Source organism: Cedecea neteri NBRC 105707 = ATCC 33855, assembly GCF_001571265.1.
Lineage (GTDB): Bacteria > Pseudomonadota > Gammaproteobacteria > Enterobacterales > Enterobacteriaceae > Cedecea > Cedecea neteri.
Genome location: NZ_BCTL01000018.1, coordinates 21,850 through 42,290, shown reverse-complemented (window position 1 = coordinate 42,290; position 20,441 = coordinate 21,850). Strand labels below are relative to the sequence as shown.

The 20,441-nt window shown below is 54.0% G+C and carries 17 protein-coding genes; 6 read left to right on the top strand and 11 right to left on the bottom strand.

What is annotated here, in order from left to right; translation table 11 throughout:
- Window positions 1-35: 35 nt before the first annotated feature.
- The 3 genes from sfbB to CNE01S_RS08780 all read left to right on the top strand — a co-directional run bounded on the left by sfbB (window position 36) and on the right by CNE01S_RS08780 (window position 2,508).
- Window positions 36-1,052: a virulence-associated ABC transporter ATP-binding protein SfbB gene (gene sfbB, locus CNE01S_RS08790; RefSeq protein WP_061275249.1), complete on the top strand. Its 1,017-nt coding sequence runs from the start codon at window positions 36-38 to the stop codon at window positions 1,050-1,052.
- On the top strand, window positions 1,045-1,704 hold the full coding sequence (locus tag CNE01S_RS08785; protein WP_039295917.1) for a methionine ABC transporter permease: 660 nt from the start codon (window positions 1,045-1,047) through the stop codon (window positions 1,702-1,704). The genes sfbB and CNE01S_RS08785 overlap by 8 nt, the downstream gene beginning before the upstream one ends.
- A gap of 270 nt (window positions 1,705-1,974) precedes the next feature.
- Window positions 1,975-2,508 carry a hypothetical protein gene (locus CNE01S_RS08780; RefSeq protein WP_061275247.1) on the top strand — a complete coding sequence of 178 codons (534 nt, stop codon included), beginning with the start codon at window positions 1,975-1,977 and terminating at the stop codon, window positions 2,506-2,508.
- Window positions 2,509-2,963: 455 nt separating this feature from the next.
- On the opposite strand, the gene CNE01S_RS08775 is transcribed toward CNE01S_RS08780, so the two are convergent.
- Window positions 2,964-4,730: an ATP-binding protein gene (locus tag CNE01S_RS08775; protein ID WP_061275245.1), complete on the bottom strand. Its 1,767-nt coding sequence runs from the start codon at window positions 4,728-4,730 to the stop codon at window positions 2,964-2,966.
- Window positions 4,720-5,898 carry a hypothetical protein gene (locus CNE01S_RS08770; RefSeq protein WP_061275243.1) on the bottom strand — a complete coding sequence of 393 codons (1,179 nt, stop codon included), beginning with the start codon at window positions 5,896-5,898 and terminating at the stop codon, window positions 4,720-4,722. Before CNE01S_RS08770 ends, CNE01S_RS08775 begins: the two co-directional genes overlap by 11 nt.
- Before the next feature lie 582 nt (window positions 5,899-6,480).
- Here CNE01S_RS08770 and CNE01S_RS08765 point away from each other — a divergent pair.
- Window positions 6,481-7,686, top strand: a complete 1,206-nt coding sequence (locus CNE01S_RS08765) for an MFS transporter (RefSeq protein WP_061275241.1) — start codon at window positions 6,481-6,483, stop codon at window positions 7,684-7,686.
- Here CNE01S_RS08765 and mnmH read toward each other — a convergent pair.
- The 5 genes from mnmH to ppiB form a co-directional block, all read right to left on the bottom strand.
- Window positions 7,676-8,773 (bottom strand): tRNA 2-selenouridine(34) synthase MnmH, encoded by a 1,098-nt coding sequence (mnmH, locus tag CNE01S_RS08760; protein WP_061275239.1) that lies wholly within the window; start codon window positions 8,771-8,773, stop codon window positions 7,676-7,678. The genes CNE01S_RS08765 and mnmH overlap by 11 nt on opposite strands.
- 127 nt (window positions 8,774-8,900) lie before the next feature.
- Window positions 8,901-9,971, bottom strand: coding sequence for a 5-(carboxyamino)imidazole ribonucleotide synthase (gene purK, locus CNE01S_RS08755; protein ID WP_061275236.1), 1,071 nt, complete (start codon window positions 9,969-9,971; stop codon window positions 8,901-8,903).
- Complete coding sequence (purE, locus tag CNE01S_RS08750) at window positions 9,968-10,477, bottom strand: 5-(carboxyamino)imidazole ribonucleotide mutase (RefSeq protein ID WP_038480306.1); 510 nt, start codon at window positions 10,475-10,477, stop codon at window positions 9,968-9,970. Before purE ends, purK begins: the two co-directional genes overlap by 4 nt.
- Window positions 10,478-10,616: 139 nt before the next feature.
- On the bottom strand, window positions 10,617-11,339 hold the full coding sequence (lpxH, locus tag CNE01S_RS08745) for a UDP-2,3-diacylglucosamine diphosphatase (protein WP_061275234.1): 723 nt from the start codon (window positions 11,337-11,339) through the stop codon (window positions 10,617-10,619).
- Entirely contained in the window at window positions 11,339-11,833 is a 495-nt protein-coding gene (ppiB, locus tag CNE01S_RS08740; RefSeq protein ID WP_038480312.1) for a peptidylprolyl isomerase B, read from the bottom strand. The genes lpxH and ppiB overlap by 1 nt, the downstream gene beginning before the upstream one ends.
- A 175-nt stretch (window positions 11,834-12,008) precedes the next feature.
- Between ppiB and cysS the strand changes: the two genes are divergently transcribed.
- The gene (gene cysS, locus CNE01S_RS08735; RefSeq protein ID WP_061275232.1) at window positions 12,009-13,394 is read left to right on the top strand and encodes a cysteine--tRNA ligase; all 1,386 of its coding nucleotides are present in this window, start codon (window positions 12,009-12,011) and stop codon (window positions 13,392-13,394) included.
- A 243-nt stretch (window positions 13,395-13,637) separates the two neighbouring features.
- Here the strand turns inward: cysS and ahpF are convergent, their stop codons facing one another.
- Both ahpF and ahpC read right to left on the bottom strand, forming a co-directional pair.
- Complete coding sequence (gene ahpF / locus CNE01S_RS08730) at window positions 13,638-15,206, bottom strand: alkyl hydroperoxide reductase subunit F (RefSeq protein WP_061275230.1); 1,569 nt, start codon at window positions 15,204-15,206, stop codon at window positions 13,638-13,640.
- An 80-nt stretch (window positions 15,207-15,286) separates the two neighbouring features.
- The gene (gene ahpC / locus CNE01S_RS08725) at window positions 15,287-15,850 is read right to left on the bottom strand and encodes an alkyl hydroperoxide reductase subunit C (protein WP_008460202.1); all 564 of its coding nucleotides are present in this window, start codon (window positions 15,848-15,850) and stop codon (window positions 15,287-15,289) included.
- A 433-nt stretch (window positions 15,851-16,283) separates the two neighbouring features.
- Here ahpC and opgB point away from each other — a divergent pair, with 433 nt between their 5' ends.
- On the top strand, window positions 16,284-18,572 hold the full coding sequence (opgB, locus tag CNE01S_RS08720) for a phosphatidylglycerol--membrane-oligosaccharide glycerophosphotransferase (protein ID WP_061275228.1): 2,289 nt from the start codon (window positions 16,284-16,286) through the stop codon (window positions 18,570-18,572).
- Window positions 18,573-18,602: 30 nt separating this feature from the next.
- Here opgB and arsC read toward each other — a convergent pair whose 3' ends face one another.
- Window positions 18,603-18,959 carry an arsenate reductase (glutaredoxin) gene (gene arsC / locus CNE01S_RS08715; protein ID WP_061275226.1) on the bottom strand — a complete coding sequence of 119 codons (357 nt, stop codon included), beginning with the start codon at window positions 18,957-18,959 and terminating at the stop codon, window positions 18,603-18,605.
- Window positions 18,960-18,970: 11 nt separating this feature from the next.
- Window positions 18,971-20,434 carry a beta-barrel assembly-enhancing protease gene (gene bepA / locus CNE01S_RS08710; RefSeq protein WP_061275224.1) on the bottom strand — a complete coding sequence of 488 codons (1,464 nt, stop codon included), beginning with the start codon at window positions 20,432-20,434 and terminating at the stop codon, window positions 18,971-18,973.
- Window positions 20,435-20,441: the final 7 nt, after the last annotated feature.

Here is a 20,441-nt window from a genome sequence, read left to right as displayed (position 1 = left end):
GGATGCCTGCTCTTTATCGCTGATTTGAGGTTGTCATGATTGAGATTGAAAAGGTCTGCGTGGACTTCCCCTCGGGCCGGAGCCAGACCAGCCGGGCGGTGAACGATGTTTCGCTGCACATTGGCGCGGGGGAGATTTTTGGCATTGTCGGCACCAGCGGAGCCGGGAAAAGTACCTTATTGCGTACCCTGAACGCGCTCCAGCGCCCAAGTGAGGGTCGCGTAAAAATCGGTGGGACCGAGATCACCGCGCTGCAGGGGGCCGAGCTGCGCAAAGCGCGTCAGCGCATCGGCATGATTTTCCAGCACTTCAATTTGATGCACACCCGGACGGTCAGGCAGAACGTGGCGTTCAGCCTCAAAGCTGCAGGCTGGGAACGCAGTAAAATCGGCCCGCGCGTGGATGAAATTCTTGAGCTGGTGGGCCTGGCCGACAAAGCCAACCGCTACCCGGTGCAGCTGAGCGGCGGGCAGAAACAGCGCGTGGGCATTGCGCGCGCCATCGCGAACCATCCGGATGTTTTGCTCTGTGATGAACCGACTTCGGCGCTGGATCTGGAAACGTCCGCCACCATTCTGGCGCTGCTGAAAAAGATCAACCAGCAGCTGGGGATCACCATCGTGCTGATCACTCATGAGATGAACGTGATCAAAACGATTTGCGACCGCGTGGCGGTGATGTCCGGCGGCGAAGTGGTGGAATCCGGCGAGGTGTTCGACATCTTCGCGCATCCGCAGCATGAATTTACCCGCCAGTTGGTGTCCCACACGCTGAATCTGACGCTGCCGGTGCGCCTGCTGGACAACATGCGCGGCGCGCTGCTGAAAATCATGTTCGTCGGCGACTCGGCCGAACAGCCGGTGCTCTCCTTCGCGGCGGTGAAGTTTGGGGTCGGCGTGAACATTCTGCACGGCAAAATCGAGTATATCAGCGACCGGGCGCTGGGCATTCTGGTGGTGGCGATCACCGCGCCCGGCAACCCGGCGGCGGTGGGGGATGCCATCGACCATATTCGGAAACATACGGCCTGTGTGGAGGTGCTGAATGGATGATTTAGTCGCGGACCTGACGATTGCCTTTGGCGAAACCTTCCAGATGCTGGGCATTTCCACGCTGCTGGCGATCATCGGCGGCCTGCCGCTGGGCTTTTTGATCTTCGTCACCGACCGCAATCTGTTCTGGCAGAACCGCTCGTTGAACATCATCAGTTCGGTACTGGTGAACATCGTGCGCTCGGTGCCGTTCGTCATTCTGCTGGTGCTGTTGTTGCCGCTGACGCAGTTCCTGCTCGGCAACACCATCGGGCCGATTGCGGCTTCCGTGCCGCTGTCGGTGGCGGCAATTGCGTTTTATGCCCGCCTGGTGGACGGCGCGCTGCGGGAAGTGGATAAAGGCATTATTGAAGCCGCGGAAGCCTTTGGCGCCAGCCCGATGCGCATCATCTGCACCGTGCTGCTGCCGGAAGCCAGCGCCGGTTTGCTGCGCGGGTTAACCATAACCCTGGTCAGCCTGATCGGTTACTCGGCGATGGCGGGGATTGTTGGCGGCGGCGGCGTGGGCGACCTCGCGATCCGCTTCGGCTATTACCGCTACGAAACCCAGGTCATGGTGGTCACGGTCGTGGCGCTGATTGTGCTGGTGCAAATCGTGCAAATGTTTGGCGACTATCTCGCCAAACGCGCGGATAAACGCGACAGGCATTAACCTTCTTTCTGGCCGGACGTTTGTTCGGCCTGTTTTCTTCCTGATAAGCCCCCAATCTGCAATTCCCCCAAGCGTTTCATCATTTCCTGCGAGCCGCCTCGAAGTTTGCCAATCTGCCTGGTTTTTCATCTGGGTTACTGTGCAACCATCCAGTATGATCGGAGGGATGAGCAAGAAATAAACCCGGCCAAAGCCGGAAAAAGAAGCGCCCCCGAATGGTGGTGAGACACCAGACGAGGGCTAACCACCAACGTTATGAGGACTAACGCTATGGCTAACGCTGATAGTAACACACAGGCTCGCCCTGAAATCACCCCACACGACCCGGCATTTGCGGGCGATATCGCAACCCTGCTAGAAAAGCCGCAGGGCGCAGCGATGGATCTCTTCCAGGTGCTGGATATCTGCGAGCAGTATGCAGAGCATTTGCTTGAAAACCAAAATCAAACGGAACGCATGGCGCTCTGCGGTCGCCTGCTCGCCGGGCTGGAAGTCCTGAAAAGCGTGCTCAAAGCCCCGCTGCCGGACTACCTGATAGAGAAGTTGACGCTCAAAGAGAGCGAAGCCCGCATCTGCTATAACCCGCTAGCCACCGACTCCGAACCGCTGCGCGAATACTGCGCGGCGTTAACTATCGTCCTGCTGAACCAGCAAGAATCCCCGGAGCAAAGTCAGCAGATGACCGGGCTGCTGTATGATCTGATCGTAGTGCTGACCGAAGATTTAAAAGCCCCGAGGTTTGTTCGCTCACTGGACGGTGATTTAGGGATGATTCAGGGCGGGGCTTTGAATTTGGTTCATTGATGTTTTGGTTGGGTGGTGCCTTCCCCCAGAGGGGGAGGGGTGGTTTGATTTTAAAGTGTCTACCGTGAGCGAGAAACGGATTCGATACACTTGCGGTAGATTGATCTAACGCAGTCGATACTTAATCGCCGAATGCCGTGTTTTACATACGAGTCTATAAATCATTATTTACTTATAAGAGGATTTAAAGGTTGGATACGAAAAGAAGATTAAAGCGAGCATTGAGTGCTATCGATGATGCTATATCCACATTACGACGAGCTCGTTCAAAAGTAGAAGATGGTCGCTCAGATATATCACGCGCTGTAAAAGAGTTAGATAATGCTGAGACTAATATACGCAAGGCTATTCGTGAACTACCTGATGATATCTAGATGTAGTAGATATGGCCGCAATGCAGCGGCCATTCATTTATATTTTTAACTATTAAACCTAGCTATCAGTAATAACTCATTTTATTTTCTCCAACGTTCAATAACCTTCTCGAAGACAATGTCACGCCATGCTGCATTCCATTCACTATGCACTTTTACGCTCTGGGAATGTGGTTCTGGGGAAGGTAGTGGCATTTTTATCACCGCTGGCAGCAACACGGCATCACCAACTACTACGCATTCTCCGGGGGCTAGATTAGGTAAGATTTCCGTAATCGCGTTGGCATTATCTGGAAATAGTCGTCGCACGTATGACTGATCGGCATCGTTTGTAAGACGCAGAGAAATGAAATTGTTACACTGAGCAAATATTGTTTCCGATACTTCTGAAGGACGCTGACTTACTACCATCAGACTTAGGCCATATTTCCTGCCCTCCTTTGCTATGCGTTCGATGGACTTCCGAGATGCTCGATATGAAGCATGATTATCTCGAGGTACATAGTTGTGCGCCTCCTCACACACCAACATAACAGGAATATCATTGAGTTTACCAAGCGCATGCTGCAATTTAGAATAATGAAAGCAAAAATCAAAAATTAGGCGAGAAATCAAGCTTACAGTTACGCTAAGAACTTCGAACGGAACTCCGCTTAAGTCGACAATAGTGACGTTAGATTTTTGGAGATAGCCAATAAATTGCTTCATTAGCGTCTCGAAGTCCTCAGTCAAATGTTTCTTGCCATCAGCTTTCTTAGTATTCAAAAGAAACCGAAGACGTTTATCAGTTAATTTTGTTTCCAACCGCGAAACAAACCTATTGAACTCCCCATTGAAAGGTCCATTAGTAGCCTTGGATGCAGCTGCACTCGAGGTAGCAACAAAATCGTGTGCTTTTTCGAAATAAATACTCCGATCAGAGACTAGATCTCCATTAGCTAACTTTGGTTTATCCTCTCCAGATAGCCGACCAATGACCTCCCTATTCATATTTTCAATGAAGTTGTAAACCTCTGTGATCGAGAAATACACAGGGGTGTCATAAGTCACTTCCGGAACCGCAGGGTTATGTTTTTCCTTATTAAGCACAACAGCATACTTGAACTGGCTAACTTGATTATGAGAGTTCGCTTCGTTACTTTCGATAAACATACTTTCGAGTTCTTCAGAGTTCATCAGCCAGTATGGGAGCTGCAGGGAGTCAATATCTAATCGACTCAGAGTGAAAGACTCTTCAGCCTGTAAAGTAAATGCCGCAGTATATTCATCATGAATATCAAATATCACCACATGCGAGTTATTTTGCATCTTCTTGTTGCTGTTTTTACGTTGAGATATTCCCACAATACCCTGTAACACACTAGCAACGGTGCACGACTTACCGGAACCAGTAGATCCCACAACCGCAATATGCTTACTGAAGAATCTATTGCCACTGATCATAAGATCAATAGATTTATTCATCGAAAGTTTTCCAAGAGGGAAGTCATGATCGCCATCAGCCGTGAATATCTTGTCTAAGGTATCATTTTCCGCAATGAATGCATGTTCAGTTGGAACCGGTAAAAGAAGGCTGCTACGGTCAAAACTTTTGCCATCAACTAAAGTTCCTATAGCTTGACATTCAATTTGGAAGTTCCAGATCGGTTTTCCGTCAGGTGTGGTTGTATTTGTACCTTTGATGTTTCTGATGGTAACGATAGTAAAGTCAAGGTTTCCCTGGGCAATCTTAAGAAAACGGCCAACTTGAAGATTTTCTTTATTCTTCTCAAAAACTTCAAGGTTATCAACAGCAACTACAACAGCCTCTGGCGCACATGAAAGCACTGTTCCAATTTTAATAAGCATTAGTCATCCCCAGCATATATTTTATTTCATCAATTTTTTCAGCGCCTAAAATTTCAAGATTTACATCCTGTAGGTCTAAACTAGAAATATCTCCGTTGCCAATTACAAATAAATCGTCCGCCTTAGTTTCGACAAAAAGACTTTTATAGTCATCCCAACGGATGAAGCGTAAGACAAACTCTTTTTTATCCTTGGTAACAATCGGATCACGGAAAAAATGCTTCCCTGAGAAATTATTTACTGGTCGCCCAAGATTTGGAATTACATCCTTGCCAACTAGTCTATCTGCAATACCATCAAATATTTCTTGAGAAACATTCAATATAAAAATTGGAGTGTGAGTATGTATCTGTTTAAAATGATACTTATCAACAAAAGATTTTATAAAGAGAACGATTTGGCTATCAAACTCCTCTAGAAGAGCAGGAAAAATAAGTATAAATCGCAAACGAACATTTGCATTCAGGTTCTCTTTTAATTGTTTACGTCGTGCCTCTAAAATCTTATGACGTGTTTTTAAAGCAAGAGTCCATTGAGAAACTGCGGTAGATCTGATTCGGCGTAATTTTTCCAGGAAAAAACTCTTGGTGATTTTCCTAAGATTTTCGTCATGCTTAATACTAAGATCACCAATGATCTGAATGGCGTTGGGATAGAATAATATTTCCACTTCACTCTTGTTAAAGCCTAGATCGACAAGCAGTTTTACATTCTCCTCCATCAAATCGTCATACTTTGGCGTTACTTTTATATCAAATACCTTAAGGAATTGATTAATATCAACATCTATAGCCTCTGCTATCAAATGCTGTAAATCTTTATTTTTAGAAGTAAGGGCGCTCTTCAAATCCGCAGAAGAAATAGTTATTAAAGATGTATTCGGAAAATGAGCAAAAAGGTGATAACTTATTTTTGCATTGGGATTTGACTTAAAATGCTTCATCATCTGAAGCAGCGGGTCATACAGAATGCTGGGAGTATATTTTTCCTGTGTTTCGTGATATTTACATTGAATGGCCTTGGTTCCGGTAAATGTAGCGACTTCTATATCTTCGACAATCCCTTCGATAGTAATTTCTGCCTCATCCGCAGCCTTGAGTAGCTCAGCGAGTGTTAGATTAAATTGATATAAAAAACCTTGGATAGTGTAGTCGGCTGAACGCCCCATTTTAACCTCTTTAAGTTTTAAAACGCTAAATTCCAGAAGTGGTTACAAAAAAAATAACACTATAATCCGCCCGTTTAGATACTGCTAGCCTAGCAGTATGCTAATGATCGCACTTTATGGAAATTAATCCTCAAGGAGTAAAGAACTGAGCAAAAAGCGACAATTGATTTTAGTTAAATCTGTATAGAGATCATGTTTATAACGAACCGTCTTTGATGGTAAATCCATGGCTCTCTGATGTCCATGCCAAGGTATCCCAATATGTATAACCAGTAAGCTAAGCGGCACTTATTCTTCACCATTGCACTAAATTCAATAGTTCTGAGAGGTCTGCTTTTGGCACTAAGCAGACAAAAAATCTATCTACAAGTAAATGCTTTTTTAGTGCCAGCCCTTTAGCAATAACCCCCAAACTCAAAACTACCCAAATCCCCCACCCACCACCAGCCCCCAAATCTCACAGTTGCCCTTTACCCGGCGATTGGCTAGTATCGCTCCAGCTTCTCGCAAGTCGTAAACGTTAACGTTATCCAACGTACATATTCTCCCCGGCATTCGGGGTAATTGTACTTGGGTAACATCATGGCACTATTCGCATCCCCCCTTGTTTCGTACCGCAAGCCCCACGTTCTGGGCTTTATCCTCTATTTCATCGTTGGCCTGGTCGACGGCGCCATTGTCCCGTTTTTCCCTCTGTGGGCGCAGCAGTCTGCCGCTATCCCGGTGGAGTTTATTGGCCTGCTGTTCGGCTGCTATGCCGGGGGCGAACTGCTGGCCGCGCCGTTTATCGGCGGCATTGCCGATCGCGTGGGCAGAAGGCCCGTTTTGATTATTTCGGCGACCGGCGTCGGGGCGGGCTTTATCGCGCTGTTCTTTGCGCACGGCGTCTTTGCTGCTGCTGCAGTGCTGATCGTTATTGGCCTGTTTGAGTCGGTGCTGCATCCGACCATTTACACCATTGTGGCCGACTCCACGCCAGCTGCGGAGCACCGCCGCCAGTTCAGCATTATGCGCGTGTGTTCCGGCGCGGGCGCCATTGCCGGGCCACTGCTGGGCACGGTGCTGGTGCAAGAGGGGCTGGGCTACGTTTTTCTGGCCGGAGGTTCGGTGCTGGTTGCGGGCGGTCTGATGCTGGCGATTTGCCTGTCGGAAACACGTTCGTTAGCCGCTGATGTGGAAGATGAGGACGGCGAAGAAGGGTTTAGCGCGCTGTTGCCCGCGTTCCGGGATAGTCGCCTGGCCGTGCTGCTAATGTGGGTGCTGCTGCTGGGCGTGGCCGGGAGCTGGGTGGAGGCCGTCATGCCGCTGTATGCCAGCAATCAGATGGGGATGAGCGCGGCCAGTATCGGTTATCTGTTCGCGTTCGGGGCGGGGATTAACACGATTGGTCAGCTCGCCTTAACAAAGCTGTTTGCCCGACGTTCGCCGTTGTTTATCACCCTCAGCGCAGGCTCCTCGCTTATCACCGCCTTTGTTTTGCTGCTGGCTTATCCTCACGTCGTGACGCTGGTGATGGCAGTCTGCCTCTATTCGCTGTCCCAGATGATGACCGGCCCGCTGATCCCGACGGCGGTGAACAAGTTAGCCCCGGCGCGGTTACGCGCGACCTATATGGCCGCGCTTTCGGTGGTGAGCGATTTGCAGGGATCGGTGGGGCCGGCTACCGGCACGGCACTGTTCGCGCTTTCGTTTACGCTGCCGTGGGCGGTGGGCATTCCTCTGGTCTTGCTGGCGGTAACCGGGTTGGGGCTGGCGCTCTCGGCAGGGGATAAATCGGCTAACCGTTAATGCTGCGCAGCCAGGACTCGACCTGCTGGTAATCTCCCCGGAAGACAATCTGGTCGGCCTTCTGGCTGAGCTGATAGCGGTACATCGGGTCGTAATACTCTTTCAGCAGCGGCGACAGCCAGGCCAGATGGCCTTCGCAGGAGCCGGTTTTCCGCTGGGTGAGCAGCGCCTCGTCCAGCCTGGTGGTGAACTGCTGGAAGCGTTCCATGCCCAGACGGCGGCGGATGGCAAACAGGCCGTGGTGCAGGTACTCGGCGTAATCGCGCCAGGCGGTTTCTTCATCGCTGACGGATAAAAACGCCTCGATCATCTGCTCGAAGTATTCGTTTTTGAGGCGCTCCAGCCGCAGTTCGAACGGATCGTCGATCGCCACAATACGCGAGCGCAGCATCTGTTCTCTGAAGGCTTCGGGGATATGGCGGGAGCCAATCATCCGGCCTTCATCTTCCACAACCAGCGTTTTGGGCTCGTTCGGGCTGATTTTCAGCAGGGTGACGGCGAGGTTATTTTCGAAGCTGGCCTGAGAAGGCTGCGCCACAATCGTGCGGCCAAACGACGAGCCGCGATGGTGCGCCAGGCCTTCAAGGTCAACGCCCGTTGGCTGCGAACGGATGAGAATGGTTTTGCCGCATCCTGTGTTGCCGCTGACGATAATCATCGGCCACTGCGAACGGGTGTCGATTACCTGCATGGCATGCTGGCGCAGGGCTTTGTAGCCGCCGGTGACCAGCGGGTACTCGAGGCCGTTTTCCCGTAGCCACTGTTGCACGATGTGGCTGCGCATCCCGCCCCGGGCGCAACATAAATAGCCTTCAGGCTGCTGGCGGCAGCTCTCCAGCCAGCGTTCGACCCGGCTGGCTTTTCGCTCGCCGCTGACCAGCCGGTGCCCCAGTTCGACGGCTGCCTGCTGGCCCTGCTGCTTATAGCATGTCCCGACCTGCGCGCGTTCATCGTCCAGCATCAGCGGTAAGTTATGGGCAGCGGGCATTGCTCCCTGAGCGAACTCTACCGGGGCGCGAACGTCTATCAGCGGGATGTCGTTGAGCAGCAGGCGGTCGTAGTCCTGCGCGTTAGGGCGTTTTTCCATGGCATAACCTTAGTCTGAAGCGGCGTAACGTGGGGGATTGTGCGCTTCTGGTCGGGCAAAGGAAAGGGGGAGGGGGAAATTGGTCTGACCCTCTAAAGTCGTACAGAGGGTCAGACGCGACGCGCTTTTACTTCACCAGCTTGCTCTGTGCCCAGGCAATACCGCTGGCGTATTCCACCGGCAGCAGGGGAACCAGAGCTTCCAGCGAGGCGCTCAGGCGGCCGGTATCGCTGTCATTCAGGTTGAGGTGACCGACTTTGCGGCCCGGACGAACCTCTTTGTCGTACCAGTGCAGGTGCACCAGCGGCAGCTTCAGCCAGGCATAGTTCAGGTCGGTGCCGATCAGGTTCACCATCACCGATGGCGCATTCACCACAGGCTGCGGCAGCGGTAAATCCACGATGGCGCGCAGGTGCAGCTCGAACTGGCTGATGGAGGCGCCGTTTTGCGTCCAGTGCCCGCTGTTGTGCACGCGCGGAGCCAGCTCGTTGATCAGCAGGCCGGCTGGGGTGACGAAGCACTCCATCGCCATCACGCCGACGTAGCCCAGCTCGTGCATGATGGCGGTGAGCATGGTTTCGGCCTGGCGCTGCTGTTCGGCATTGGCCTGCGGGAAGGCAACGCTGGTGCGCAGAATGCCGTCCTGATGCAGGTTGTGGGTCAGCGGATAGAACACCGTGCTGCCGTCATGGCCGCGCGCGCCCACCAGAGAAACTTCGCCGGAGAAGTTAATGCCCTGCTCGACGATACATTCGCCGTAGCACTCTTCCGGCAGCTGGTCAGTTTCATCGGCACGCAAGCGCCACTGGCCCCGGCCGTCATACCCGCCGACGCGGCGCTTCACAATCGCCAGAGAGCCGAGCTGGCTGAACACGGCCTGCCATTCGTGGCTGCCGGAAAGCAATTGCCACGGCGCGGTGGCCAGGCCGAGCTTATCGAACAGCTGCTTTTGCGTCAGGCGGTCGGCGATGATTGGGAAGATATCGCGGTTAACGAAGGCGTTGTGGCGCGCCAGTTCGCGGGTCAGAGCGGTTTCCGGCCAGCGCTCAATCTCGGCGGTGATCACGCTTTGAGCGAACGGCACGGCTTCCGGCTCGGCGTCCAGCCCGACAGGGTAAACGGCGATGCCCAGCGGCTCACCGGCCTGGCGGAGCATGCGCCCCAGCTGGCCGTTACCTAAGACACAGACGCGCTTCATGCTTCGCTCCGTGGATCCGGATTATCGAGCACTTCGTCGGTCTGGGTCTGACGCCAGGTCGCCAGGCGCTGGCTCAGGTCTGCGTCATGCAGGGCCAGGATCTGCGCGGCCAGCAGGGCGGCGTTGGCTGCCCCGGCTTTACCGATGGCCAGCGTGCCGACCGGAATGCCGCGCGGCATCTGGACGATAGAATAAAGGCTGTCCACGCCGCTCAGAGCAGCGCTTTGGACCGGCACACCCAGCACCGGGACCAGGGTTTTCGCGGCCAGCATACCCGGCAGGTGCGCAGCGCCACCGGCTCCGGCAATGATCACCTGGTAGCCATTGGCTTCGGCCTGCTCGGCAAAGCTGAACAGTTTGTCCGGCGTGCGGTGGGCGGAGACGACTTCGACATGGTGAGGGACATTCAGGGCGGTAAGGATTTCAGCGGCAAACTGCATGGTGGCCCAGTCACTTTTGGAACCCATAACAATGGCGATACGCGCCGGGGTGTGCTCAGAAGACATGCGTCTCAAAACTCCTGTGGGTGTGCAGACATCATCGGGCGTCGGGCGCCCGCTCAGAAGGGCTCAGAGAATAGCACGAACTTCCGGCAAGGAAAACGGTTGCGTGGTTAGCAAATCGGCAAAAAGGCGGGCTTTGTTATCAGAAAGGAAAGTGGATCAGCTCGACGTTTTCCGCCGTCACTTTGATCATCGACCCTTCTTCATGCCACGCGCCTAATACGCAACGGAAAGCGGGTTGCCCGTTGGCGGTAAGCTCGTGGATTGCCGGGCGGTGCGTGTGCCCGTGAATCAGCCATTGAACATTATGGCGGGTGAGGGTATCGACCACGGCCTGCGGATTAACGTCCATGATGGCCATAGACTTGCTGCTGTTGGCGGCTTTGCTGCCGGCGCGCATCCGGGCGGCAATGCGTTTACGTATAAACAGAGGGAAGGCAAGAAACAGCGCCTGAAGCCACGGCTGGTGAACCTTACGGCGAAACGCCTGGTAGCCTTCGTCGTCGGTACACAGCGTGTCGCCATGCATGATCAGCACTTTGCGGCCATACAGGTCGAGCAGCTTTTCTTCCGGCAGCAGCGCCATGCCGCTGGCTTTGGCAAAGCGTTTGCCGAGCAGGAAGTCGCGGTTGCCGTGAATGAAGTAGCAGGGCACGCCTGAATCAACCAGCGCTTTAATCGCGGTGGCGATTTGCTGGTGCAGCGGTTCCGGGTCGTCATCGCCAATCCACGCTTCGAACAGGTCACCGAGGATGTAAAGCGCATCCGCCTGGCGGGCTTCACCGGCCAAAAAACGCAGAAAACCGGCGGTGATCGCCGGTTCTTCTGAGCAGAGGTGTAAATCTGCAATAAACAGCGTCGACATTATTCGCTTACGGTTACGCTTTCGATAATAACGTCTTCTTTCGGTACATCCTGGTGCATACCGCTGCGGCCGGTGGAAACGCCTTTGATTTTCTCAACCACATCCATACCTTCAACCACTTCTGCGAACACGCAGTAGCCCCAACCCTGCAGGCTTTCGCCGCTGAAGTTCAGGAAGTCGTTGTCGGCAACGTTGATGAAGAACTGTGCGGTGGCAGAGTGCGGAGCCTGGGTACGAGCCATTGCCAGCGTACCACGGGTGTTTTTCAGGCCGTTATTCGCTTCGTTCTGAATGGTGTCTTTAGTCGCTTTCTGCTTCATACCCGGTTCGAAACCGCCGCCCTGGATCATAAAGCCGTTGATCACACGGTGGAAAATGGTGTTGTTGTAGAAGCCTTCGCGGCAGTAGTCCAGGAAGTTTTTAACGGTAACAGGCGCTTTATCATCAAAAGTTTTGATGACGATGTCGCCGTGATTAGTGTGAAAAGTAACCATGCTTGCATCCTATGAGTGTCAGAGAGTACGACGGCAAACGGTGCCGTCGTACCAGCACGCTGTTATAGCATAACGCTACATCATAGTCAGTAATGCAAAGCAGACTGCCGCCGGGGAAAATAATCGGGTAAGATACCAGGGAGTATTCTTCCACACGCTTACATGGAATCCCCTGATGTTAAAAATATTTAATACCCTGACTCGCCAAAAAGAGGAATTCAAACCTATTCATGCCGGAAAGGTAGGCATGTACGTGTGTGGTATCACCGTTTACGATCTCTGTCACATCGGCCACGGCCGTACTTTTGTTGCGTTTGACGTGGTGGCGCGCTACCTGCGTTCCCTGGGCTATGAGCTGAACTACGTGCGTAACATCACCGACATCGACGATAAAATCATTAAGCGCGCCCATGAAAATGGCGAAGATTTTGTCGCGCTGGTCGACCGCATGGTCGTCGAAATGCACAAAGATTTCGACGCGCTAAACATTTCCCGCCCGAACAGCGAGCCGCGTGCGACCCAACATATCCCGGAAATCATCGAAATTGTTGAACAGCTGCTGGCCCGCGATCACGCCTATGTGGCTGAGAACGGCGACGTGATGTTCTCGGTGGTCACCGACCCGAATTACGGCGTGCTGTCTCGCCAGGACCTGGATCAGCTCCAGGCGGGTGCGCGCGTTGACGTGGTTGACGTGAAGCGCAACCCGATGGACTTCGTGCTGTGGAAAATGTCCAAGCCGGGCGAACCAGCATGGACTTCTCCGTGGGGCGAAGGCCGCCCGGGCTGGCATATCGAATGTTCCGCCATGAACTGCAAAGAGCTGGGCAACCATTTTGACATTCACGGCGGCGGCTCCGATCTGATGTTCCCGCACCACGAGAACGAAATCGCGCAGTCTACCTGTGCCCACGACGGCGAGTACGTTAATACCTGGATGCACTCCGGGATGGTGATGGTTGACCGCGAGAAGATGTCCAAATCCCTGGGCAACTTCTTCACCGTGCGTGACGTGCTGAAGTATTACGACGCGGAAACCGTGCGTTACTTCCTGATGTCCGGCCACTACCGCAGCCAGCTCAACTACAGCGAAGAGAACCTGAAACAGGCTCGCTCGGCGCTGGAGCGTCTTTACACCTCGCTGCGTGGCACCGACAGTAATGTGGCGCCAGCCGGGGGCGAAGCCTTCGAAGCCCGCTTCCGCGAAGCGATGGACGACGACTTCAACACCCCGGAAGCCTATTCCGTGCTGTTTGATATGGCCCGTGAAGTTAACCGCCTGAAAGCGGAAGATCTTACGGCGGCCAACGGACTGGCGGCGGCGCTGCGTAAGCTCTCCGCAATTCTGGGCCTGCTCGAGCAGGATCCGGAGCAGTTCCTGCAGGGCGGCGCGCAGGCGGACGACGGCGAAGTGGCGGAGATTGAAGCGCTGATCAAGCAGCGTAACGATGCACGTCAGTCGAAAGACTGGGCGCTGGCAGACCAGGCGCGTGACCGTCTGAACGAGATGGGCATTGTGCTTGAAGACGGCGCAGGCGGTACAACCTGGCGTCGTAAGTAAGATTCAGAACGTGAAAAAGCGGCTCAATGAGCCGCTTTTGTTGATAACAAAGAGGGAAAAAGCGTGGTTTTTCCCTCTTTGTGGTTATCAGCCGAAAATCAATCAATTGATTTTCCTTATTTACTGAAATTAAATCCTATGACAATCATTCTGTTGTCTGGGATCTCTCGACACGATGAAGCGGCTCAATGAGCCGCTTTTTTTATGGCTGGCCGCTGTGGCGCGGCCTTATTGGCAGGTGCTTTATTCTGGGGCTGAGGTGCGAATCAGGTAATCAAACGCGCTCAGGGAAGCTTTTGCGCCTTCGCCCGTGGCGATGATGATCTGTTTGTAAGGCACGGTGGTGCAGTCGCCCGCGGCGAATACGCCTTTGACGGTGGTTTCGCATTTCGCGTCGATGATGATTTCACCCATGCGGTTGCGCTCCACGCTGCCTTCCAGCCAGGTGGTGTTCGGCAGCAGGCCGATTTGCACGAAGATGCCGGCCAGGGCAACGTCATGCACGCTTTCGGTCACGCGGTCTTTGTACTGCAGGCCGGTCACTTTGCTGCCGTCACCTTTCACTTCCAGCGTCTGGGCGTTCAGCACGATATCGACGTTTTTCAGGCTGCGAACTTTGTTCTGCAGCACCTGGTCGGCCTTCATTTCTGGGGCAAATTCCAGCAGGGTCACGTGCTCAACGATGCCCGCCAGGTCAATAGCCGCTTCCACGCCGGAGTTACCGCCGCCGATCACCGCCACGCGCTTGCCTTTAAACAGCGGGCCGTCGCAGTGCGGGCAGTAGGTTACGCCTTTGGTGCGGTACTGATCTTCGCCCGGCACGTTCATGTTGCGCCATTTGGCGCCGGTGGCCACGATGATGCTGCGCGCTTTCAGGGTTGCGCCGGACGCAGTTTGAATCTGATGCAGGCCGCCTTCGGTTTTGGCCGGGATAAGCTTGCTGGCGCTTTGGGTGTCGATCACGTCCACGTCGTAGTCGTCCACGTGGGCTTTCAGCGCGCCCGCCAGCTTCTGGCCTTCGGTTTTTGGCACGGAAATGTAGTTTTCGATATCCACGGTATCCAGCACCTGGCCGCCGAAGCGTTCGCCCATCAGGCCGGTACGGATGCCTTTACGCGCCGCATACACAGCCGCCGCCGCCCCCGCAGGGCCGCTGCCGACGATCAGCACGTCATAAGCTTCGCGCTGGTTCAGCGCTTCCGCCGCTCGTTTTTCTGCGCCGGTGTCAATTTTGCCCACGATTTCAGCCAGCGTCATGCGGCCCTGGCCAAACTCTTTGCCGTTCAGGTACACGGCAGGTACGCCCATCACGTTGCGTTCCTGAATTTCATTCTGGTAAACGCCGCCGTCGATAGCGGTGTGGGTGATGCGCGGGTTCAGCACGCTCATCAGGTTCAGCGCCTGCACAACGTCCGGGCAATTGTGGCAGGAGAGGGAATAATAGGTTTCAAAGTGGAAGTCACCGTCGATCTCACGGATTTGCGCCAGCAGATCCTGAGACTCTTTGGACGGATGACCGCCGACCTGGAGCAAGGCCAGCACCAGGGAAGTGAATTCGTGACCCAGCGGAGAGCCGGCAAAGCGCGGGCCCTGGTTTGAGCCTGGGTTAGTGATTAAAAACGACGGCTTGCGCACCGGCAGGTCGTTATTAATGGTGAATGAAACTTTGTCAGATAACTCAGCTATTTCTGCCAGCAGTTCTTTTATTTCAGATGATTTCGCGCCGTCGTCCAGCGTGGCAATCAACTCAACAGGTTTGGTTAGTCTCTCAAGATAGGCTTTGAGCTGGGTTTTCATTGTTGTGTCGAGCATGGTCAGTCTCCCTGGTGGCGAGAAAAAACGGCTACCAAAAGGAGTAGCCGTAAAATAAAAGAGGGTAACGCGGATAAAACTTAGATTTTGCCGACCAGGTCCAGAGATGGAGCCAGAGTCGCTTCGCCTTCTTTCCATTTAGCCGGGCAAACTTCGCCTGGGTGGGAAGCTACGTACTGGGCAGCTTTCACTTTGCGCAGCAGGTCAGAAGCGTCACGGCCAATGCCTTCGGCGGTCACTTCGATAGCCTGGATGATGCCCTGTGGGTCAACAACGAAGGTTGCGCGGTCTGCCAGACCTTCATCTTCACGCATGTTTTCGAAGTTACGGGTCAGCGCGCCGGTTGGGTCGCCGATCATCGCGTATTTGATTTTAGCGATGGTTTCAGAGCTGCCGTGCCACGCTTTGTGGGTGAAGTGAGTGTCGGTAGAGACGGAATAAACGTCTACGCCCAGCTTCTGCAGTTCTTCGTAATGGTCAGCCACGTCGCCCAGTTCGGTCGGGCAAACGAAAGTAAAGTCAGCCGGGTAGAAGAAGAAAACGCTCCAGCGGCCTTCGGTATCTTTTTCCGTAACTTCAACGAATTCGCCGTTTTTAAAAGCCTGATTTTTGAATGGTTTGATTTTGGTATTAATTAAAGACATCTAAACTTCCTCCGTTTTGCGATGGGAGAAAGGTAACGAATTTTAGCCCTGGGCTCTAATGGGTAGGTTTTATTGAATCAAGAGGTATTTCCTAACAGTTTTTCTGCGGGCATAAAAAAGGCCACCCGTTGCGGGGGTGGCCGGTGTTGCGCGTTACAATTCCACTTTAAAAAATTATAACAGCGGCGAAATTACAGCACTTTAGCGCCAAAAAGGTCAATTCCCTGGTTCGTTGTAGTAGCGATGGTTGTAATAGTTGGAAACTATTAAAGGCCGTCAGTCTTAAAATTGAGGGGAAATTCTGAAAAGTCGATGCTGTGCGCAAAGTAGTGTCAGGAGAATTGCAGCCATATGACAGTGAGGTTAAATTACCGGCTGTTATTTTTCTGCATGAATAATCGCGCCAGGCTGCGCGAGGGTTGAGGTATTGGCGTTGTCCGAATTGCTTTCTTTGGTGCTATTTTTGGCGGCTATTGCCGTGTATGCGGTAAAGGCCGGTCGAAATATCTGGTGGCTGACGATCATCCTGCTGATGCTCGGCCTGTTCATCGTGCTCAACGTGACGTTGCTGGCCAGTAACTATTTTACCGGCGAAGGCATTAACGATGCGGTGCTCTATACGCTCACCAGCAGTATGACCGGCGCAGGCGTCGGCAAATACATTCTGCCGGGGCTGGGCCTGGCCGTCGGGTTAATTGCCATTTTTGGCGGTCTGACCTGGGTTTTACGCCGAAAGAACCATCCTCATCATTTGGGCTACAGCGCCCTGGCGTTGTTTCTGGCCCTGTTTTCGATAAAAACAACGCCTGCGTATCAGCAGGTGGTGTCGCTGATTAAATCTCAGACTCGTACCGGCACGTCTGACTTTGCCGACTGGTATAAAGTGCCGGAAGGCACCATTAAACAGCCAAAGCTGAACCTGGTTTATATCTACGGCGAAAGCCTGGAGCGCACTTATTTTGATGAGCAGGCGTTTCCCGACTTAGCGCCCGAGCTGAACGCCCTGAAAAGCCAGGCGATAGATTTTAGCCACACCAGCCAGATGGCGGGCATGGACTACACCATTGCGGGCATTGTGGCCTCGCAGTGTGGGATCCCGCTGTTTGCGCCTTTTGAAGGCAACTCTTCGGCGTCGATGTCGAGCTTCTTCCCGAAGAACATCTGCCTGGGCGATATTCTTAAGGCATCCGGCTATCAAAACTACTTTATCCAGGGCGCGGACCTGCGCTTTGCCGGCAAAGATATCTTCCTGCAGTCCCACGGCTTCGAGCATATGTACGGCGCGCAGGAGCTGAAGGGGATGGTGGCCGACCCGAATTACAAGAATAACTGGGGCTTTTACGATGATACGGTGCTGGATGAAGCTTATGACAAGTTTATCGAGCTTTCTAAAGCCGGGAAGCGTTTCTCGCTGTTTACGCTGACGGTCGATACTCATCACCCGGACGGCTTTATTTCGCGAACATGTAACCGCCGCAGCTACAGCTACGACGGTAAAGAAAACCGCTCTTTTAGCGCCGTTTCCTGCAGCCAGGAGCATATCGCGGCGTTGATAGACAAAATCAAAGCCTCGCCTTATTTCCGTAATACAGTGATCGTGGTTTCTTCCGATCATCTGGCGATGAACAACACGGCGTATAAATACCTGACCAAGCAGGACAGGCAGAACCTGTTCTTTGTGATTCGCGGCGACAAACCGCAGGCAGAAATAAAAGCCGTGAAGCGCAACACGATGGATAACGGCGCCACGGTGCTGGATATTCTCGGCGGCGGGAACTACATCGGCCTGGGGCGCAGTAGCCTGTCCGGCGAGTCGCTGTCGATGGTCTTCACCAACCTGAAAGAGAAGATCTCCGAGTGGAAGCCGGACGTGATCGATCTGTGGAATTTCCCGAAAACCATCAGCCGCTACAGCATCGATCAGAAGAAGAACACGTTCAGCTACTCCGGCGCGCACTTCAAGCTGCCGCTGCTGCTGAAGATCGGTAAAGGTAAAATTGAGCCGCTGCCGGAAAGTGAATATTCCGCGCCATTGCGCTATCAGCTGGCGGATTTTAAAAGCGATGACCGGTTTATCTGGGCCGACCGCTGCTACAAAATGGCGCGCCTGTGGGAGCCACAGCTCGCGCTTTCTACCGGGCTGTGCGTGGCGCAGGGGCAGCTGGGCGGCGAGCCAACGGTAAGGCTGGTGGACAAGCCGCTGGACGAATACAACGTGCAGTTTGACGGGCAAACGCTGAGCAATGAGCGCTTTAAAAACAACGTTGCCTTGCTGAAGGCGGATGAAAACAACATTCGCTACCAGGCGGACAGCTTCATTTTCAACGTGGCCGGGGCGCCGCAGAGCGTGAAGCAGTTCAGCGGTATTTCGCGCCCGGAAGCCTGGGGCCGTTGGTCAAACGCCAACATGGCTCCGGCTGTGACGATTGAATATCAGGATCCGCTGCCGACAACGTTCGATCTGGTGCTGGTGGCGAAAGCCTTTGGGCCGAACGTCGGCGAGCCGGTTTCGGTGAAGGTCGGTGATGAAGAGCAGAGCATCACCTTTGGCGACCAGCTCTCGACCGTCACACTGCGCTTTGATAACCCTGAAGGCAGCAAGGTGCTGACCATTGAGCCACCGAAGCCGCAGCTGTCCAACGAGGGCAATATTCTGGGGCACGATCCGCGTAAGCTGGGCGTGGGGTTAGCTGAGCTGAAAATTGTGCCGGTGAGCGGCTAACCCGTTCCCGGAAGGGAACGGGCTGGCAGGTTAGAGGATCTCGAGCACCTGCTCAGGAGGACGGCCAATACGGGCTTTCCCGTTGGCGAGAACGATAGGGCGCTCGATAAGCTTCGGGTGCTCAATCATCGCGTTAATAAGCGCTTCCTCGCTGAGGCTGGCGTCATCCAGCTTTAGCTCTTTGTACAGGTCTTCTTTGCGGCGCATCAGTTCACGCGCGCTGGTGAAGCCCAGCTTCTTCAGCAGCGACTGGATGGTCGCTGCATCCGGTGGGGTTTCCAGATAGAGCACCACTTCTGGCTCGACGCCGTTTTCCTTTAGCAGGTTCAGCGTTTCGCGGCTCTTGGAGCAGCGTGGGTTGTGATAAATTTCGACCTTCTTGGACATAAGAACTCCTGTTACATCTTCATATAAGGTTTAAAGCGCTGCTGTAGCTGGCGCAGCTGATCGATCCGGGCGTCGTACCTGGCCTGCTGCAGGCTGCCGAGCTTCACCTGCGAGCTGGCGCTGCTGAGCAGCGAAATGGCCTGATCCAGACGGCCGTTTAGCGCCATGACTTCTGCGCGCGCGGCTAGCTCCTGATCGCGGTTGCCTAGCTTGCCCTGCGCCTGAGCCAGCAGATCCCAGCCGTTGGTATCGTCAGGATGGGCGAAGGTGTAGCGGTTAAGCAGCGTTGCCGTTTCAGCGGGCTGCCCGCCTTCAAGATAAGCGTTGGCGAGGTTCAGCTGCAGCACCGGGTTGTTCTTCAGATCCGGGGCGTTTTTCAGCCGGTTGATAGCGTCGTTTGCCTTGTGCTGGCCGAGGTCGATATCTGTCGCCAGGTCGAGATACCAGGGGTTTGCCGACTGGGCGGTTAGCAGCGGCTGAAGCGCTTTTCTTGCTTCGTCATATTTATCCGCCTGCAAAGCCTGTAGCGCTCGCCCGTACTGAGCTGCATTTTGCTCACGCACGTTGCCTTTCGACCAGGCATCCAGCAGGTCAGGGGTCAGCTGATTGCGTCCTGAGTTATACATCCCCAGGGTGCGAACCTTCGCCATATAGAAGTTTTCTGAGGACTGCACAACCACCGGGCGCATTTGGTTGGCGCGGTTGCGGGCATCCGCCAGGCGGCTTTCCGGCAGCGGGTGAGTCAGCAGAATTTCCGGCGGGCGAGAAGAGTAGCGAGCCTGGTCGAGCAGTTTTTCCAGGAAGCCCGGCATCGCCTGCGGGTCAAAGCCTGAGCGCTGCAGCACCTGAATGCCAATGCGGTCCGCTTCCTGTTCGTTTTGTTGGGTAAAGCTGATCATGCCTTGCTGAGTCCCGGCCAACGTACCGGACAGCGCGGCCATCCCGACCTGTGGGCTCGCCATCGCCAGCAGGATCGAGCCCAGCGCACCCACCCAGGTCAGCGGCGCATTTTTCTTCTGGTCTTCCATCGCACGCGCCAGGTGGCGCTGGGTCACGTGGGAAATCTCGTGAGCCATCACCGAAGCCAGCTGGCTTTCTGAGTCGGCATAGCGGAACAGCGCCGAATGCAGCACCACGTTGCCGCCAAAGAAGGCGAAGGCGTTAATTTCGTCGTTGTTGATTAAGAAGAAGTGGAAAGGCGTTTTCACCGAGTTGGCGTGGCTGACCAGCCGCATCCCCAGCGAGTTAATGTACTGCGTGAGTAATGGATCGTTAATCAGCGGGGCGCTGCCTCGCAGCTGACGGACGTAAAAATCGCCCATCTGCATTTCCTGGGCGATAGACAGCGTGCTGCCTGCGGATGTTCCCATGTCGGGAAGCTGGTCAGTCACATCCGCGTTTACAGGGAGTGCGCTTCCCGCCAGCAGTGCGGCCGTAAGTGTTGCAATCAGGGTCTTTTTCAACTGCCTAACCATAACTACT

Coding starts and splice junctions, on each gene's coding strand:
- sfbB (WP_061275249.1), top strand. CDS start 36: ATGATTGAGATTGAAAAGGTCTGCGTGGACTTCCCCTCGGGCCGGAGC.
- CNE01S_RS08785 (WP_039295917.1), top strand. CDS start 1,045: ATGGATGATTTAGTCGCGGACCTGACGATTGCCTTTGGCGAAACCTTC.
- CNE01S_RS08780 (WP_061275247.1), top strand. CDS start 1,975: ATGGCTAACGCTGATAGTAACACACAGGCTCGCCCTGAAATCACCCCA.
- CNE01S_RS08775 (WP_061275245.1), bottom strand. CDS start 4,730: ATGCTTATTAAAATTGGAACAGTGCTTTCATGTGCGCCAGAGGCTGTT.
- CNE01S_RS08770 (WP_061275243.1), bottom strand. CDS start 5,898: ATGGGGCGTTCAGCCGACTACACTATCCAAGGTTTTTTATATCAATTT.
- CNE01S_RS08765 (WP_061275241.1), top strand. CDS start 6,481: ATGGCACTATTCGCATCCCCCCTTGTTTCGTACCGCAAGCCCCACGTT.
- mnmH (WP_061275239.1), bottom strand. CDS start 8,773: ATGGAAAAACGCCCTAACGCGCAGGACTACGACCGCCTGCTGCTCAAC.
- purK (WP_061275236.1), bottom strand. CDS start 9,971: ATGAAGCGCGTCTGTGTCTTAGGTAACGGCCAGCTGGGGCGCATGCTC.
- purE (WP_038480306.1), bottom strand. CDS start 10,477: ATGTCTTCTGAGCACACCCCGGCGCGTATCGCCATTGTTATGGGTTCC.
- lpxH (WP_061275234.1), bottom strand. CDS start 11,339: ATGTCGACGCTGTTTATTGCAGATTTACACCTCTGCTCAGAAGAACCG.
- ppiB (WP_038480312.1), bottom strand. CDS start 11,833: ATGGTTACTTTTCACACTAATCACGGCGACATCGTCATCAAAACTTTT.
- cysS (WP_061275232.1), top strand. CDS start 12,009: ATGTTAAAAATATTTAATACCCTGACTCGCCAAAAAGAGGAATTCAAA.
- ahpF (WP_061275230.1), bottom strand. CDS start 15,206: ATGCTCGACACAACAATGAAAACCCAGCTCAAAGCCTATCTTGAGAGA.
- ahpC (WP_008460202.1), bottom strand. CDS start 15,850: ATGTCTTTAATTAATACCAAAATCAAACCATTCAAAAATCAGGCTTTT.
- arsC (WP_061275226.1), bottom strand. CDS start 18,959: ATGTCCAAGAAGGTCGAAATTTATCACAACCCACGCTGCTCCAAGAGC.
- bepA (WP_061275224.1), bottom strand. CDS start 20,434: ATGGTTAGGCAGTTGAAAAAGACCCTGATTGCAACACTTACGGCCGCA.